Here is a 15,648-nt window from a genome sequence, read left to right as displayed (position 1 = left end):
GTGGTAAAAAGATGGATAATAGGGTTGCTCATCATGATTATTCTAGCGGCGCCGGTGTGTATGGTAGAAGGATCTCCAGCTTATGCAGCGGCGGGACAGGGGACTGCTTTTGATATTCGGGCGGGCGCATCCTCGGTGAAGGTGGGAGAGACCTTCGTCGTAACGATCGAAGCGACAGGACTCAATCAGTTATACGCATATGAGGTGGCGGTCGAGCTGCCCGCCGGCATATCGATGGTGAGTGCAGCTGATGAGCTTCCTGACGGTATGTCCGTAGACTATCGGATGAAAGGTAATACGGTTCGATTTGCATCGACAAAGTCGGGTAACGATGAGGGACTCAGCGGAAACGCCGTAATTTGCCGGCTTACACTGAAGGCGGATTCCGTCGGTCGGCACGAAATGAAGCTGGTCAGCGTCAAGACGCTTAATCCGGAGCTTCGGGCAGAGACATATACGGAAGAACAGTCGGATCATGTGAATGTAACGCCGGGGAACGGCACCGGTCCGGGGAATCCAGGGAATCCAGGGAATCCGGGAGACCAAGGCAACCCAGGGAATCCAGGGAACCCAGCGTCCCCAGGAAATCAAGGCAACCCAAATCCCCCTAGTAACCCGGGCAACCATCGGGAAACCGTAATTACTGAGGCCACCGGTGCAGATCAGGTACAGACTGGCCGTATTGTCATTCCTTCGGACGGTCCCGTTCTGGCTCCATTATCGCTGCTTCTTTCATGGTCTAAGCAGAATCCGTCCGCCGTCGTTGAGATGCGCTCCGGGAATTCAACATATTCGCTGCCGCTGAGCGAGATTTCTTCGGCCCAGCTGACAGCGGGCTTGGGAGCGGATGCGGATAAAGCGTTTATAAAGATCTCCATTACAGAGGCGGATGCAGAGCAGACGGGTCAAGCGCAGCGCGGAGCCGAAGCCATTGGTACGGAGCTGCTGATTAAGCCGGTAGACTTTGAGGTGTTTGCTATAGCGCCGGATGGTAAGGCGTTGCTGCTATCCGCATTTACGAAATATGTGCCGCGTTCGTTCGAGCTGGAGTTCGATGTCGAACCGGGCCAGATGACGGGTGTTTATATCGATGAGAAAACTGGAGAGCTTCTGCCGGTGCCGACCGTCTTCCGAATGGTGAACGGCAAGACCGTCGCTGAGCTTTACCGTAAAGGGAACAGCGTCTACAGCTTAATCAAGCTGGACAAGCATTTTACCGATCTTGACAGCCATTGGGCCAAGGCGACTGTCGAGACGCTGGGGAATAAGCTGTTGGTCCGCGGAACGATGGATCAGACCTTCGAGCCGGATCATCCGGTGACCCGCGCCGAGTTTGCCGCGATGCTGGTACGTGCGCTGGCTTTGGATCGCACTGTTACAGGCGAGCCCGCTTTTTTGGACATCAAGGACGGATGGTATGAAAAGGATGTCCGTACGGCTTCAGCGGCCGGTCTATTCACCGGATACCCGGACGGGCGCTTCGGGCCTAATTCCAACATTACGAGACAGGAAATGGCGGTAACCCTAGGTCGGGCGGCCAAGTATATCGGTAAACCGATTGAAGCGGCCAGCCTAGATGACGGCCCCGCTTCGTTCGACGACCTTAGCCAGGCAGCGGACTGGGCGAAGACGGGAATCGTTGGTGCAGCGGCAGCCGGAATTATGGAAGGATATGAGCGCAACGTCTTCCGGCCGGAAGCGCAGACCACACGGGCCGAAGCTGCGACCATCGTGAAACGACTGCTAGCCTATGCGGGTTTGTTCAGCGAGTAACAGCACCGGCGATGGACATTGGACCGGCTACTACAACACCCCCAATTGACATAAACATGTTCTATATGTATTGCTTGTTCTATCAGGAGCTTTTCTTACTGGATCAGGCCATTAACGTACAGCGATGTAAATCTCCGCCTGCCCGTCGTTCGGATCAGTATCCGGGCCGTAATACTCAAAATCGCCTGTGAACGCCCGTTCATTGCCGGGCTGACGCGACCACTGCCAAATATCCGCCCAAGCGCGCTGCACCATCTCTATAACCGCTCCTCTCTCCGTGACAAATACGGCATATTTGGCGGCGGGAACGGTAAATGTCTTAACAGCCGCGGGACCATCGACCTGCAATGCTTCTCTGACGCGTACACTGACCATGACTTCATAATGTCCGGCATCGCCCTGCTCATAGTCGAAGTAACAGCTATATAGGCCAGGCTGTTGTTGATGATCGGCCAGTTTTCCGGCAACATTCTGTAGATAAAATTGCTCGAACAGGGCGGCAATTTTGCCGCTGCCGCTTAGCTCGGCGGCATTAGTCGTGACGACGCTAATTCCGGCTAGCGTAAAGGAGGGGAGCTCCTCGAAGCGTGCAGGTTCCAGTCGTTTGCCGGCGGGGGCCGTGTGTCCCGGCAGAGAGCTTGTCGATGGCACCTGCCCGTTCTGAACGTTCTGGGTCATGGCTAGGGATTCGTTTGGTTTCATCGCGGTTCATTCTCCTTTTAGTTGAATGAGTTTATTCTAAACCAACAAACCTGACAGCTATTTGTCAGGTTGATTTATCGCTCCGATATATTTTTGCAATTTGCTCAGCGCGGCTGGCGATGATCTCCCGAAGATGGGGAGGCTCCACCACCTCTACTTGGTAGCCCAAGCCGAGAATAAAGCCATACAACCACTCATCTTCCGGATATGCCTTCCTCACCAGCCAACTGCCGTCCTCAGCCGCTGCAAGCGCCTCGATGCCAAACAGCTCCTCCGCTACGTGGCGAATGTCCGCCTGAAACCGCAAGACGATCGGAGTGACCGGGTTCAGCTTGTCGTGGGACTGGCCTATGTCACGCTCACGCGACGGAAGCTCCCGGCGAATGAATGTCCTCCCCGGAGCTATCTCCAGCGCTTTCATTCTTTTTAGCTTGAACAGCCGAAACTGCTGCTTCTCCAGACAATAGGCTTGCAGGTACCATTGCTTTCCTTTCAGGATGAGCATATGAGGCTCTACTACACGAGCTGAAACTTCCCCTCCGGCATTGGAATAAATGAACCTCACGATCAGGCAGCGGTCTACCGATTCCGTCAGCAGCTGCAGTTGGGGTTGCAGCCATTCGTTGCCGTCCCAAGGCGAGTAGTCGATTAGCACGCGGCTTGTCTTATGCTGGAACTCTTCGAGATAGGCGGGTGGAACGACGCTGTTGATTTTCTCCATGAGCTGCATATGCTGCTCGCCGCCGTACGAGGTGGAGATGCTGCGCAGGGCGGTTACGATGGCGGCGAGTTCGTCGTTGGTCATCACATTACGGTCCAAGCGGTAGCCTTCGGCAAGCCCTATGCCTCCGTTCGTTCCCTGGTAAGTGACGATGGGGATGCCAGCCCTATTAATAGCCTCGATATCCCGGTAGATTGTCCTTACGGATACCTCGAACCGCTCCGCAAGCTCCTTGGCCTGCACCATACGGCGGTTCAGCAGCAGAATAATGATGGATAAATGTCTTTCCAGTTTCACTGTAACTCCCCCCGCAAGAAGCTTCTCTTCCGGTATTTTCTCATTGAAACGGACTTCTGTCGAATGATCAATTTGAATAGATCGCCCGTTTGCAGACAACTGCGTCCCCATTCTGTGGAAGTATTTCCAAAGGATAAATGCCCTCATCAAGGCACATCCTAAGTTTGCTGCCTTGCAATCTATATATTGAGGAGTGAAACAGTGGGAATTCTTAGTGGGAATCCAAAAGACGAGCCGCTGCATTACGGAGAGATTTACGATTTGTGGCAAGCTTCTATGGTAGCCAAGGGCTGTATTTCTTCTTATCGCGCTCTCCAGTACCATGCCGGCGATAAAGATCTCAAGGATATTATCGGCGACTTGATCGACCAAGCGGAGCTGGAAGCAAGTGAATGTGACGATATCCTTCTTCATAATGGCGTGGCGCCTTCTCCGAAGCTTCCCGCAAGACCGGAGGTTAAGCTTGAAGACATCCCGGTAGGGGCCCGCTTCACGGATCAGGAGATATCCGCGATGATAGCTGCCGATAATGCCGCTGGACTTGTTGCCTGCAGCCAAATCATGGGGAAATCGATTCGTGAAGATATTGCAGCTTTGTTTGGAAAATACCATCTTGCTAAAGCTGCAGCAGGGGCTAAAATTTTGCGTACGGCTAAGAAAAAAGGGTGGCTTATCCCTCCTCCGCTCCAGGTCAAACGACCTGATCTGGTAGAGGCGTAAACGCAGCCGGCATGATGAGATAGCAGTAAACCGTACCCTCGCCTTCGCGGGGGTATATACATATGGCGGTGCGAGAATTAATTTTCGGAAGAACAAGGTACACTCCAATAATATAGGCATATGCTGTGTAGCATGCAAAAACGAAATATTGGAGGATTTAAAAGTGAATGATCATAAGCAACATGCTCATTTAGCCTGGCACGAAACCATGGAGTTACATGAACTGGTAGCCTTTCAAACGAACTATTTAATGGGATTTAAAATGAATGCCCCCCACATCAAGAACCCCGAACTGAAAGAGCTGTATATGAACGCTATTCAAGGGCTGGAACAAAACTTGAAGGAGCTGCTGAATTATTTTCCCCTGGCTCCCGTTACCGGGATGCGGGCGATGCCGGACGACGACGCGACTGCATTTTATGCCGCACACTTACTCATATTCGCCAAAACGGCAGTGAGAAACTATGCGATTGCGATAACCGAAACGGCAACGCCTAATTTGCGGCAGCTGCTGCAGAAGCAGTTGAATCAAACCATTAAGCTGCACGGAGATGCTTACCAGTTTATGTACACGAGAGGCTTATACCCATCCTATGATTTAAATCTTCTTCTTAAAAACGACCAGAAAAATGCAAATTCCGCCATAAAACTATAGACAATACGAAGAACAGAAACTCCTTAACGGGAGTTTCTGTTTCAGATTAAGCCCTCATGTCGCTCAAGCCGGGGCTATGCTCGTTGGGCATTTCCGGCAGCTGCGGAACTTGGAAGCCCGCCGGCGGTTCCGTAACGGACAAGGGCTCGCCATTGCGGCTCGGACTTTGTCCTTGAAATATTTCCCCAATCCGGGTTTTGTCCAGCCGGAAGTTGAACTGGACGTTATGATAACCTCTGTCGATGTACTTGCGGCATTCCGGATATTTATTGATATCGTAGTTAGGAACGGGAAACAGCTTGCCCCAGTCAACGCCCAAAGTTTCCAATGCTTTGGCGAAAGCGTTTTGATGGGCATTATCACGCACGATTAGGAAGCCGAGCGTCTCTCTGAACGTTTTGTTCGAGCTCATCTCGTAAATCCGGGTTTTCTGAAGCACGCCCGTCGATTCCAGCATGACATTGTTAAGCATGTCGCTGATCAAATTGCCGTGGCTGTAAACCCATGAGCCATTCCACGGATTTCCGCCCGCATCTACAGGGAGAGAGCTTTGCGCGCCCATTATGAAGTGGTGAGGATTGGCATGCTTGATCGCTTCGTCAATTGGCGCTCGATCCTGGCCGGCATTGCCCGCTTGCGAAACGCCGGCTCCAGTTAATAGCTGGTTTATCGTATTCTGCACAAGCTCAACGTGAGCGATCTCTTCAAGAAAGACGCCTCTGAGCAGATCCCTGAATTGCGTTTCTTTCCCGCGGAAATTGGAGCTTTGAAAAAAGAATTGCATCATCGTGCGCATTTCGCCAAATTGGCCGCCTAATGTTTCTTGAAGAACTTTGGCAGCAGCCGGGTCGGGGTGATCAGGTTCAATTATGTTGATTAGCTCTTCTTTGTAGTAGTACAGGTTTATCACTCCTTCATTTTATCACCCTTCTAATATTTCCCCGGTGTGGTTTTTTATCCAGAGCCTATACAGGATAAATCGCCATATCTTGCGGAAGGAATACAACCAACGACCTCGAATATACAATGTATTATGAAACTACATCGTCTCCTCCTAACGATCCTCGTGTTTATTTCCATGATGACGGCAGGCCGTCTTATATGGCTCGACCTCTTTAAGCCTTCCGACCAGCCTTACGCTGCGAATGGAAGGCTTGATTTGCATGGCTGGAAAGCCGAGTCCAATGCGACGATTACTCTCGATGGGGAGTGGGAGTTTTATCCCGGCGTGTTCCTGATGCCGCAAGAACAGGAACGCCGGCCGTTATCTGAACCCGCAGCCAAAGTTAATATTCCCTCGAACTGGAATAAATGGGTGCAGCCCGGCAGCCAGACTCCGTATGGGTTTGGAACTTACCGCCTGACGATACAGGTCGATGCTGAAAATGAAGTGTACAGCATCTATGTGCCTAGTGTACGCAGTTCTTCGGAGCTGTACATCAACGGCAAGCGAATGGCTTCTTCCGGCCGCCCGGCGAGCACGGCTCAAGCATATCGTGCGGAAAATTTACCGTATGTCGCGACTTTCATGGCGAACGAACAGCGCATCATCGAGCTGGTCATCCAGGCGGCCAACTATTCCGACCCGCGGGGCGGAGGACTGGTACGGTCGCTTAAGTTCGGAACCGATGAAGCGATATACCGGGAAAGGCAGCTTTCCATGGGGATGCAGTATTTAACCACCGCTGCGCTGCTTATTCAGATCGCCTACCTGCTCATTATTTATGCCATTGAGCGAAAGAAATTTTGGCTTTACTTCGCCCTCGCTTTGTTGTGCTTAACCATCGTCATGCTGAACAGCAGCGAAGATAAATTAATGCATCAGTGGCTGACCATTCCCTATGCTTGGGGCTACAAAATTTTATGTTTGTCGTTTACCGTTCTGATGTATTCGCTGATGCATATGACTAGCGATCAATTGACTGCGGCCTGGCGAACCCCTGTGGTGCGTGCGTATAAAGGATTGGCTGTCGTCGGCATCCTGGCGGGTATCGCGCTGCCTACCCGGAGCAGTGAAACCTTGCAGTACGTTATTTTCCTCTGTGCTGCGCCAATCATCATTTTGCTGGTCGTGTCGGTGCTGCGCACGGCGATGCGGGGCATGATCAGCAGTTTGCTGCAGCTTTTGGCTTTCCTGGCGTTTACGAATCATTTGCTTTGGTGGTTTATATTTATCCTCACGGGAATTAAAGTCATCTTTTACCCGTTTGACCTGATGCTGGCCATGGTTCTGTCGTCCTCGATCTGGATCAGGCGCTACTACGTCATGTACACCGAGCAGAAGGAGCTTACGGCGAGGCTGGAAGAGATCAACCGGAGGAAGGATGAATTTCTGGCCAATACGTCCCATGAGCTGCGCAATCCGCTGCACGGGATGATCGGCATGTCCCAGGTCGTGCTGGAGCGGGAGAAGGAGATCATCAGCGATACCAGCATGCGCGAGTTGGAGACCATCATGGACGTCGGGCGGCGCATGTCGTTCATGCTCAACGATCTGCTCGATACCGTGCGGTTGAAGGATAACAGTCTAAGGCTCCAGATAAAGGAGGTTGCCCTGCAGCCGGTCGTCAGCGGAGTGATGGACATGATCCGGTTTATGACGAACGGCAAGCCGATCGTGCTGAAAAATCGGGTGCCTGATAGGCTCCCGAACGTTCTTGCCGATGAGAACCGTCTGATTCAGATTTTATTTAATTTGCTGCATAATGCCGTGAAATTTACGCATCAAGGCGAAGTCGCCGTAGAAGCGCATATCGAGAAAGACAAGATGTTCGTCGCTGTGTCGGATACCGGCGTGGGCATGGATAAGGAGACGCAGCGCCGTGTCTTTGAGCCTTATGAGCAAGCTGGCGCGATGAACGGCTATGAGGGAGGCTTCGGTCTCGGGCTTAGCATTTGCCGACAGCTGGTTGAGCTTCATGGAGAATCGATCGAGGTGCGCTCCGCTCCCGGTCAAGGCTCGCGGTTTATCTTTTCGTTGGCGCTTGATCCCGGGGGTGAAGCGAAGGGCGCTGCCGTACAATCCCAAACCACCCAGGAGCACACCGGGGCGGTTGCAGCAATGAACCGGGAATACCCGCACTCGACCGGCCTGATACCGTATATGGAGCTCGCGCCGGCTCGGGCGGAGCCGGTCAAGCGCTACGTGAAGGACAAGCCGCGTATATTGGCTGTCGATGACGACGCGTTGAATTTGAACGTGCTCACCGCACTTCTCTCAGAGGAAGACTATGAGGTGGTTGCCGTTACAGATGGCGAAGAGGCCTTGGGTCTGCTCCAGGATCAGGAATGGGATCTGCTGATCACGGACCTTATGATGCCGAGAATGTCAGGGTATGAGCTTACGCGGCTTATTCGCGAGCAGTATACGATGCCCGAGCTGCCCGTACTGGTGCTGACTGCCCGCACGCGGCCGGAGGATATCGAAAATGGCTTCTTGGCCGGCGCCAACGATTATGTCACCAAGCCGGTCGAGGCCAGAGAGCTGCGCGCCAGAGTGCAAGCCTTGACCCAACTGACCAGTTCGTCCCGTGAGCGCATTCGCATGGAGGCGGCGTGGCTGCAAGCGCAGATTGAGCCGCATTTTTTCTTCAATACCTTAAACTCGATTGCTGCCTTGCATGCGGTTGATCCGGAGCAGATGCTGCTGCTGATCGGACATTTCGCCGATTATTTGCGGGAGAAGTTCAAGTTCCAGAATGTCGGCGAGCTGATTCCCTTGCGAGATGAGCTGACGTTAGTGCGTTCCTACTTGTTCATCGAGCAGACAAGATTCGATTGGCTGCAGGTGCAATGGGAGATCGACGAAGGTTTGGAGGTGCGAATTCCGCCGTATTCGATTCAGCCTCTTGTGGAGAATGCAATCCGTCACGGTTTGAAAAAAGTCAAACAGGACGCTGCAATCAAGATTAAGATCGCGAAACAGGAAGACGGAGTCGAAATCGCAGTTAGTGACAACGGGATAGGCATGGAGGAAGAGAAAGCGGCCGCGCTGCTGAAATCCGGTCCGGGTCAGGGTATCGGTCTGCGCAATATAGATCTCCGGCTAAATCGTTTGTACGGAGCCGGCCTGAATATCAAAAGCGCGCCGGGAGCGGGGACGACGGTATCTTTCGTAGTGTTCGTTAAGCTGTAATTCGTGTCCAATCTAGTAAAAGTATCACGTCGTGTCAGAAATTGCTTGAGGACACGGCGTTTTTATGTTTTGATTAAACAGGGTAGAGTGATGTCATGTTCAGGGCGCAGTAGAAGCTCGGCATACTACTCTGCTTCAGTAACTAGATGAATGGAGGCAATGACGATGTCCAAGATAAAAGTCGGGATCGTAGGTTATGGAAATTTAGGACGCGGCGTGGAAATGGCGCTTCGGCAAAATGAGGACATGGAGCTCGCAGGAATATTTACAAGGCGCCAGCCTGAAGGAATTGCGGCGGCAGCCCCGATGATACATATCTCCGAGGTTGAAAATTACATAGGGAAAATCGACGTCATGATTTTATGCGGAGGTTCGGCAACAGATTTGCCGGAGCAAGGTCCGTCGCTCGCTTCCATGTTCAACACCGTGGACAGCTTCGATAGACATGCCAAAATTCCCGAATATTTCGAGTCGGTGAACGCTTCGGCGAAAAGAAGCGGTTATGCGAGCGTGATTTCGACGGGTTGGGACCCGGGGCTTTTTTCCTTGAACCGTTTGCTGGCTGAAGCGGTGCTGCCGGAAGGCAAGGAGTACACCTTCTGGGGAAGAGGCGTCAGTCAGGGACATTCGGATGCGATTCGCCGCGTGCAGGGTGTAAAGAACGCCGTGCAATACACGATTCCAAGCGAGCATGCCGTGAGCAGGGTAAGAAACGGAGAAGACCCGGTGCTGTCCACCAGGGAAAAGCATCAGAGAGAATGTTTCGTCGTAGCGGAGCCTGGCGAGGATCTGGCCCGGATCGAGCACGAAATTAAAACGATGCCGGACTATTTCGCTGACTATGATACTACGGTTCATTTTATTAGCATCGAGGAGCTGCAGGAAAAGCATGGTACGATGCCCCATGGGGGACTTGTGCTCAGAAGCGGGAAAACCGGGGAAAACAGCAAACAGATCATAGAGTTCGGACTCAACCTGGCCAGCAATCCCGAATTTACGGCGAGCGTGCTGGTGGCTTATGCCCGAGCGATCGTCCGATATGCGAAGGAAGGCTTTTCCGGGGCGAAAACGGTATTTGATATTCCTTTCTCCTACTTGTCGCCCAAATCGGACGAGCAGCTCAGAAAAGAGCTGCTGTAATCCGAGTAGAGAAGAAGGCGCGGTCGGCAGTCAGCGCGCCTCCTTCCTGCAGGATAGTGCCCGCAAGCCAGCCGAATCGAAAAAAAGCAGAAGGCAGCAGGGCCTTTCCCGCTAAGAAGGGGAAGGCCCTTGCCTGGCTAGGCCGTTACTTCTTCAAGGCGTTTTTCATCAGCCTCCATATGACTTGTGCGCTTTCCGCACGCGTCGCCGGCTGCTTCGGATTCAGCCGGGCCTGGTCATCCCCGCTTAACAAGCCGGCATCGACTGCGGCAGCCGCATCGTTCAAGGCCCATGCAGAGACGGACCCGCTATCCGTGAAATTAGCGAGGTTTGCCGCCGAAGGGGCATCCTCTCTTTGAAGCCGGTACGCTCTCATGATCATGACGGCCATCTCCTCACGGGTGACAAGCTCGCCTGGGGCGAACAATCGGTCGGTCCGGCCTTCAATAATCCCCGCCCCGTAAGCGGCGGCAATGGCATCAGCCAAGGAATCCGACTGCGGAACATCCTCGAATGGAGGTCGCTTGCCGGGAGACGCCAACCCGTAAAGCCGGGTGATCAAGGCGGCAAATTGCCCCCGCGTTATTTCCTGTTCAGGCGAAAAGGCGGTATCCGTTGTGCCTTGTAGGATATGCCTGGCTGTCAAGGCACGAATAACGGAGAAAGCCCAGTGGCTGTCCGGTACGTCGGCGAAGGTTTTGTCGTAGCTCATAACGGCATAGGTACGAAAATGCTGGAGCGGAGCCCGGACCGACTTCGTAGCGGAATCCGGCACTCCGCCCGCGTAATTCCATTCGCCGGACTCATTTAGATCATATAAGCCTAGCAGATCGGTATCCGGCGTCGTGGCATCGTAGAAAAACGAGGCTTCGACCGGAGCCGGTAACCGGCTTAAGGTATGCGTCTTGCCGTCCGGCGATACGGCGGCAAGCTCCAGTGACATCACCTCCCCGGCCAGCTTCAAGCTGCCGCCGGTTTCTTCGCCCGCCAGCTTGACGGCCTCTGGCAGGTCCCTTTCGGGGACGGGAACGATGGTCAGGCTCATCTCGGCCTGATTGCCGCCCGCTGCTGCCAGATCGGCCAGCACTTCGGCCGGAATACGGAGAAGGACATGCTCCCCGTTTACCTGCAGCGGTTTGGCTGTCAGCAGCTTAAGCGTCTCCGTAGTCAGCCTGATCTGGCTGATACCGGGCGCAAGCGTTAATTTGGCCAAGCCGGACGAATCCTGTTCGAGCTGGTCCGGCGTTATCTTTGCCGCATCCGGGACCGCCCCGCCTCCCGCGACCGGTCCGCTTGAAGCCGACCCGGACGATGGCTCCTCGTCGGAACTGCCATGTTGAGGCGGCAGCACGGCCCATGTATGCGCGGCGAAACGCCAGTTTGCGTATTTGCTTGGATTTTTGGAAGAAGCCGTGCCGCCGGTAAATTCGTAGTACCGCTCCCTGTCCAAGGTGTCCGCATCATTGACGGCTATATTCAGGCCGAACTCGCCGCCTTCCGCGATCCGCAGAGGCTTAAGCTCGGTTTGAGGGATACGAATCGCATAAGACGTCGTTTTCTCCGCTTCATTGCGAACGACACGCAGCCAGGATGAGGGCCTGTCGCCGATTTGTTGTCCGGCCGCCGTCTGCCAGGCGTATACCTGCTCCCCGCTGCCGGTTAAAGCAAAGCCGATTTCGTAATCATCGGCATTGTAAGCCGTTGTTTTGTCATGAAGCGCATCTATGCTGATCTGAACACTGTCTCCGTTCCAAATGTTGCCGCCGGTTTTCGTATTCCACTGCACATCATCGTAAACCTGAATGAGAGCGTACAGGTAGTCATCATCCCATTGCAGGGCCGCCTTTGCCGAAGCGCCGCCTGCTTCCCCTTCCTGATCCGGCCGCGTTTCGGCGGACGGGTTGATATAAATCGGGAAAGCGCCCTTCCAAGCGGACAAGTCCCCGGTAAATGCTGCAGGGTCAATCGCCCCAGTCCCGGCCTCAGGCGTCCTATTAATGACGGTGAAGCTTAGTGGAAGCTTGTGGTGCAGCAGAGTGCGTCCGCTATCATCCTTGACCTTAGCGCCGAAGACATAAGCATGAAACGGCTTCTGCCTGGTACGCTTGACGGCTAGGGAAAGCTCTTTCTCTTCGCCCGGCGCCAGCGTGAAGGACTTACTTGTCTCAAGCTCCCAGCCCGCCGGCGGCGAAATTTCCAAGGCGCCGCTCAGCGCGTCGGTGAATACATTTTTTAATTTGAACCGGATGGACGTCAAGTCGGAAACCGTCTCCGCAACAGAGGAGAGCGATAGCTCCACCTTGCTTTTGTTAACGATAGGAACAAGCTGAGTACGAACCGGCTTATCCTGCTCGAGCAGCGCAAGCGTCACCGCAGACGCTCCTGCAAAGCCGCTGTCCGTTGAACGGAGAATCAATTCCTCGCTGTGGCTGGCGCCGGCTTCTATCCGCAGCTCGCGCTCTTCAAGCACGGCATCCGTTGCCCGGTTGATTACACGAAGCTTTCCTGCGAAGGGAACGCTTCGGGTATTCGTAACGACGGCCTTCAAGGAAGCGGTGCCGCCCTCGAACATAGTCAAGGAAGAGGGGGTCGCGGTCAAAAGCAGGCGCGTCGCTTCCGCGGGCTCGAATGCCGCGAGGGCGGAGCTCCAGCCTGCGAGCTTGCCCGCCGTCTTGTCCCAGGCCAGCGCCTCGGCCGTATGGCCCTGGGCAGCCTGCTCCACGGCGCGTCCGCTCCCGTATCTGGCATGGCGCAGCACCTCTTCCGCGAAAGGCAGGCTGTCGCCCGAGTCCGCCGCAAGCCTTGCTTCGATAAGCGCTTTGGCGCTCGCAATCGCTGCGCCGGATGCAAGATCAGGCGCTCCGCCCGGTATGTCGCCGGCTGCAGCCAGCAGCTTCTCCAGAACGATGCCGATCTGATGATATTGGTACAGCATTTCCATGAATTCGGCTCTATTCCCGGAGTTGGCCTGCATCACGCCCAGGATAGCTTCGCCTTGCAAATAATGGCTGTCCATCCATGCCGCCATCTCCGTATAAGCGGGTGCTGCCGCAGGGGCGGCAGCCAACAACTCAGCCTTCTGGCGCAAGGACGCGATAGCGGATGTAATCGCCCCCGACTGTGCCAAGCGGCTTCCCCATGCCGTCAGCCAGGCTTCATACCGGTCAGCCGCTTGCTCGTACAGCTTCTGATTGACCCAGTTCGCCGACAGCCCTTTGATGTATACGGGGTCGGCCCCCACGGACACCTGCGCTGGAGTGTTTACAGGCAGCGGGTTGCCGAATAAATCGCTCGCCGTTATCTGCTCGTTTCCAAGGCTCAGCATCTGCCCGCCTGTCGTAGACCAGACGACAAGTACAGGGTCCGCTTGCTTCCTCCACATATACCCCTTCAAGCCGGCGCCAAGTTCCGTCTCCCCTAGAAACTGAGCGCTTCCAAGCGTTCCGTTCAAATACCGCAGGGCGATCATCGAAGGCTTGGCAGAAAAATCATGACGGATAATGCCGAAATTATCCTCCGTGTAATGGGCGTCCGTGCCGTCGTCGCGTAAATCGTAAATGGAGCTTAGCTTAAGCCCCGCTGCCGCGCTTATCATAAAATGCTTCATCAGATAGGAGGCTTGGAGGCTTTCGTTGATCCCTCTTGTATCGAGCGAGGTCGGCCATCCGACCTCCGTCACGTACAGATCCTTCCATCCCCCAAACGGCTTGAGAGTGGCCGCGTAGGCGCCCAGCTTCGAGTGATATTCCATATCCGGGTTGTACGGATAGACATAAGGATGGAACGAAATGGCGTCGATATACGGATACACGCCCTGCTCGAACATCTGCGTAAGGAATTGGTAGCCGTTCTGGTTCGCTACAGCCCCGGCAATAATCGTGGCATCCGGATTGGCAGCGCGAATCGCCAGCGAAGCGGCCTTGACCAGATCCGAGTAAGCCACAGCATCCGGCGTCGGCTTCCAGAAACCGGTGATGTTAGGCTCGTTCCAGATCTCGAACGTATCTACCTTTCCTTTATAATGCTCCACGGTTTTGGTTACGTAGGTCAGGAAGGCGTCCATCTCTTCTTGGGTGGCCGGAGCGTACTTTTCTCCCTGGGAAACGCCGCTCTTTCCGTTATAAAGCGGGTTATTGTAGCTCAGGATGCCGATAATCCTGAAGTCCTGCGCAGCCAGCTCGTTGATCCACGTGTCATGTCTGGTGAAGTCGAATACGCCCTTCGCCTTCTCGACTTTATGCCACTGCATCTCGTCGCGGATGACCTTAACGCCGGCCTTCTTCAGAATGTCCGTATCCGTCGGGCCCTGTCTGCCTTCCAGCGCGTAATGCGTGGATACCCCGAACATCGTGTGGGAGTCGCCCGGCTGGTCCTGGTAATAAGGCATGACCGAGAAGGGCAGAGTCTGGCTGAATACCGTTCTCGCTCCGTCCTTCAGCTGCACCTTCAAGGTGTAGAGCCCGTTCAGCAGCCCCGTCAGCTGGATCGGCACCTCTTGAGGCAGGTTGGGCTGGACGGCAGCCGCCACGGAGCCTGAAAGCGAGCTTGTCCCGGTTGCCTCATAGTCGATGGAGTAGGTTTTGGCTTGATCCAGCTTCAAATCAAAATAGACGTTAAATACGATGCTTTGCGGGTCGAAGATCGCACCCGGCCGGTCGTGCCGGACTTCAACCGTTCCATCGAGCTCGAGCTGCCTCCATTCATCCTCGGTATACAAAGGATCGGGGCCGCCTGTCAGCTGCTCCTTCGTATAATTGGCCAGAATGGCCTGTTTGACGCTGCTCCCCATGCTCGCCACTTCCAGCTTGACGCTGGAGAAGAAGTCGGCTTTCAAATAAAAAGCCGGTCTTACATGTACGCCGGTGTAAGAGGCATCCGTCTCATGCGTAATGCCCGTATCGCTGGCGATCCGCACACCCAGCATTTTCGTAGGCGCAGTTGTGCCGAGGCCCCGGGCTGTTCGCAGCCACCAGCCCCAGCCGCTCATAGCGTCAACGACGCCCAGCTTGGGCGCGAAGGCGACATATTCGCTCTGCGACAGCAGGGCTACGCCGGCGGTCGTTGTATAGTCGGACGGGCATATGCTGTTGCTGCGGCAGGCTTCCGTCTGCCAGACATGCTCATTATTAATATGGGGCACAAGCTCTTCCGGCAGCTTGTTGGTTCCTGCCGCTGCGGGATCGATCAGATCATGATTTAACCAATAGCCGATATTGTTCGGGTCCTCGACATCGAACTTGGTGGTATTATCGGGGTCGAACGCCCGGGTTCCGTAATTGTTTTTGGCCAAAACAAAATATTTGGAATACACATCCTCGGTCACATTTAGCAAAATAAATTCCTTGCTTGAGCCTTTGATAGTGAACGTGTTGGCCTTTGGCGTAGTTCGCTGCCACCCTTCCGGAGGGGTGGAGAGACGGTTAACCGGCCCGGCCAGCGCAGGCAGGCAAATCGCCAAACTTACCGCGAAGGCTAATAAAGCCATAGCTGTCCTCCGAATGTTTT

Annotated in this window: 9 protein-coding genes; 5 read left to right on the top strand and 4 right to left on the bottom strand. The window is 54.3% G+C overall.

The window, feature by feature from the left end:
* The gene (locus BLR08_RS32015; protein WP_090586255.1) at positions 1-1,773 is read left to right on the top strand and encodes an S-layer homology domain-containing protein; all 1,773 of its coding nucleotides are present in this window, start codon (positions 1-3) and stop codon (positions 1,771-1,773) included.
* 111 nt (positions 1,774-1,884) lie between these two features.
* On the opposite strand, the gene BLR08_RS16490 is transcribed toward BLR08_RS32015, so the two are convergent.
* Complete coding sequence (locus BLR08_RS16490) at positions 1,885-2,475, bottom strand: GyrI-like domain-containing protein (protein ID WP_083537310.1); 591 nt, start codon at positions 2,473-2,475, stop codon at positions 1,885-1,887.
* A 64-nt stretch (positions 2,476-2,539) separates the two neighbouring features.
* Positions 2,540-3,493 carry a helix-turn-helix transcriptional regulator gene (locus BLR08_RS16485; protein ID WP_072332970.1) on the bottom strand — a complete coding sequence of 318 codons (954 nt, stop codon included), beginning with the start codon at positions 3,491-3,493 and terminating at the stop codon, positions 2,540-2,542.
* Between the two features lie 201 nt (positions 3,494-3,694).
* Between BLR08_RS16485 and BLR08_RS16480 the strand changes: the two genes are divergently transcribed.
* The gene (locus tag BLR08_RS16480; protein ID WP_072332723.1) at positions 3,695-4,213 is read left to right on the top strand and encodes a DUF3231 family protein; all 519 of its coding nucleotides are present in this window, start codon (positions 3,695-3,697) and stop codon (positions 4,211-4,213) included.
* 208 nt (positions 4,214-4,421) lie between these two features.
* The gene (locus tag BLR08_RS16475) at positions 4,422-4,868 is read left to right on the top strand and encodes a spore coat protein (protein ID WP_072332973.1); all 447 of its coding nucleotides are present in this window, start codon (positions 4,422-4,424) and stop codon (positions 4,866-4,868) included.
* 46 nt (positions 4,869-4,914) lie between these two features.
* Here BLR08_RS16475 and BLR08_RS16470 read toward each other — a convergent pair whose 3' ends face one another.
* Positions 4,915-5,769, bottom strand: coding sequence for a manganese catalase family protein (locus tag BLR08_RS16470; protein WP_072332976.1), 855 nt, complete (start codon positions 5,767-5,769; stop codon positions 4,915-4,917).
* 258 nt (positions 5,770-6,027) lie between these two features.
* On the opposite strand from BLR08_RS16470, the gene BLR08_RS16465 reads away from it, so the two are divergent.
* Positions 6,028-9,003 (top strand): hybrid sensor histidine kinase/response regulator, encoded by a 2,976-nt coding sequence (locus BLR08_RS16465; RefSeq protein WP_176835542.1) that lies wholly within the window; start codon positions 6,028-6,030, stop codon positions 9,001-9,003.
* A 165-nt stretch (positions 9,004-9,168) separates the two neighbouring features.
* The gene (locus BLR08_RS16460; protein ID WP_072332729.1) at positions 9,169-10,143 is read left to right on the top strand and encodes a diaminopimelate dehydrogenase; all 975 of its coding nucleotides are present in this window, start codon (positions 9,169-9,171) and stop codon (positions 10,141-10,143) included.
* 145 nt (positions 10,144-10,288) lie between these two features.
* Here BLR08_RS16460 and BLR08_RS16455 read toward each other — a convergent pair whose 3' ends face one another.
* A complete protein-coding gene (locus BLR08_RS16455) occupies positions 10,289-15,628 on the bottom strand; it encodes an S-layer homology domain-containing protein (RefSeq protein WP_072332732.1) in 5,340 nt (1,779 codons plus the stop codon).
* Positions 15,629-15,648: the final 20 nt, after the last annotated feature.

The sequence above is a fragment of the Paenibacillus sp. cl123 genome (assembly GCF_900101595.1).
In the GTDB taxonomy this organism is placed as follows: domain Bacteria; phylum Bacillota; class Bacilli; order Paenibacillales; family NBRC-103111; genus Paenibacillus_G.
The sequence above is the reverse complement of the archived record's forward strand: the minus strand, read 5'-3'. Positions and strand labels throughout refer to the sequence as shown.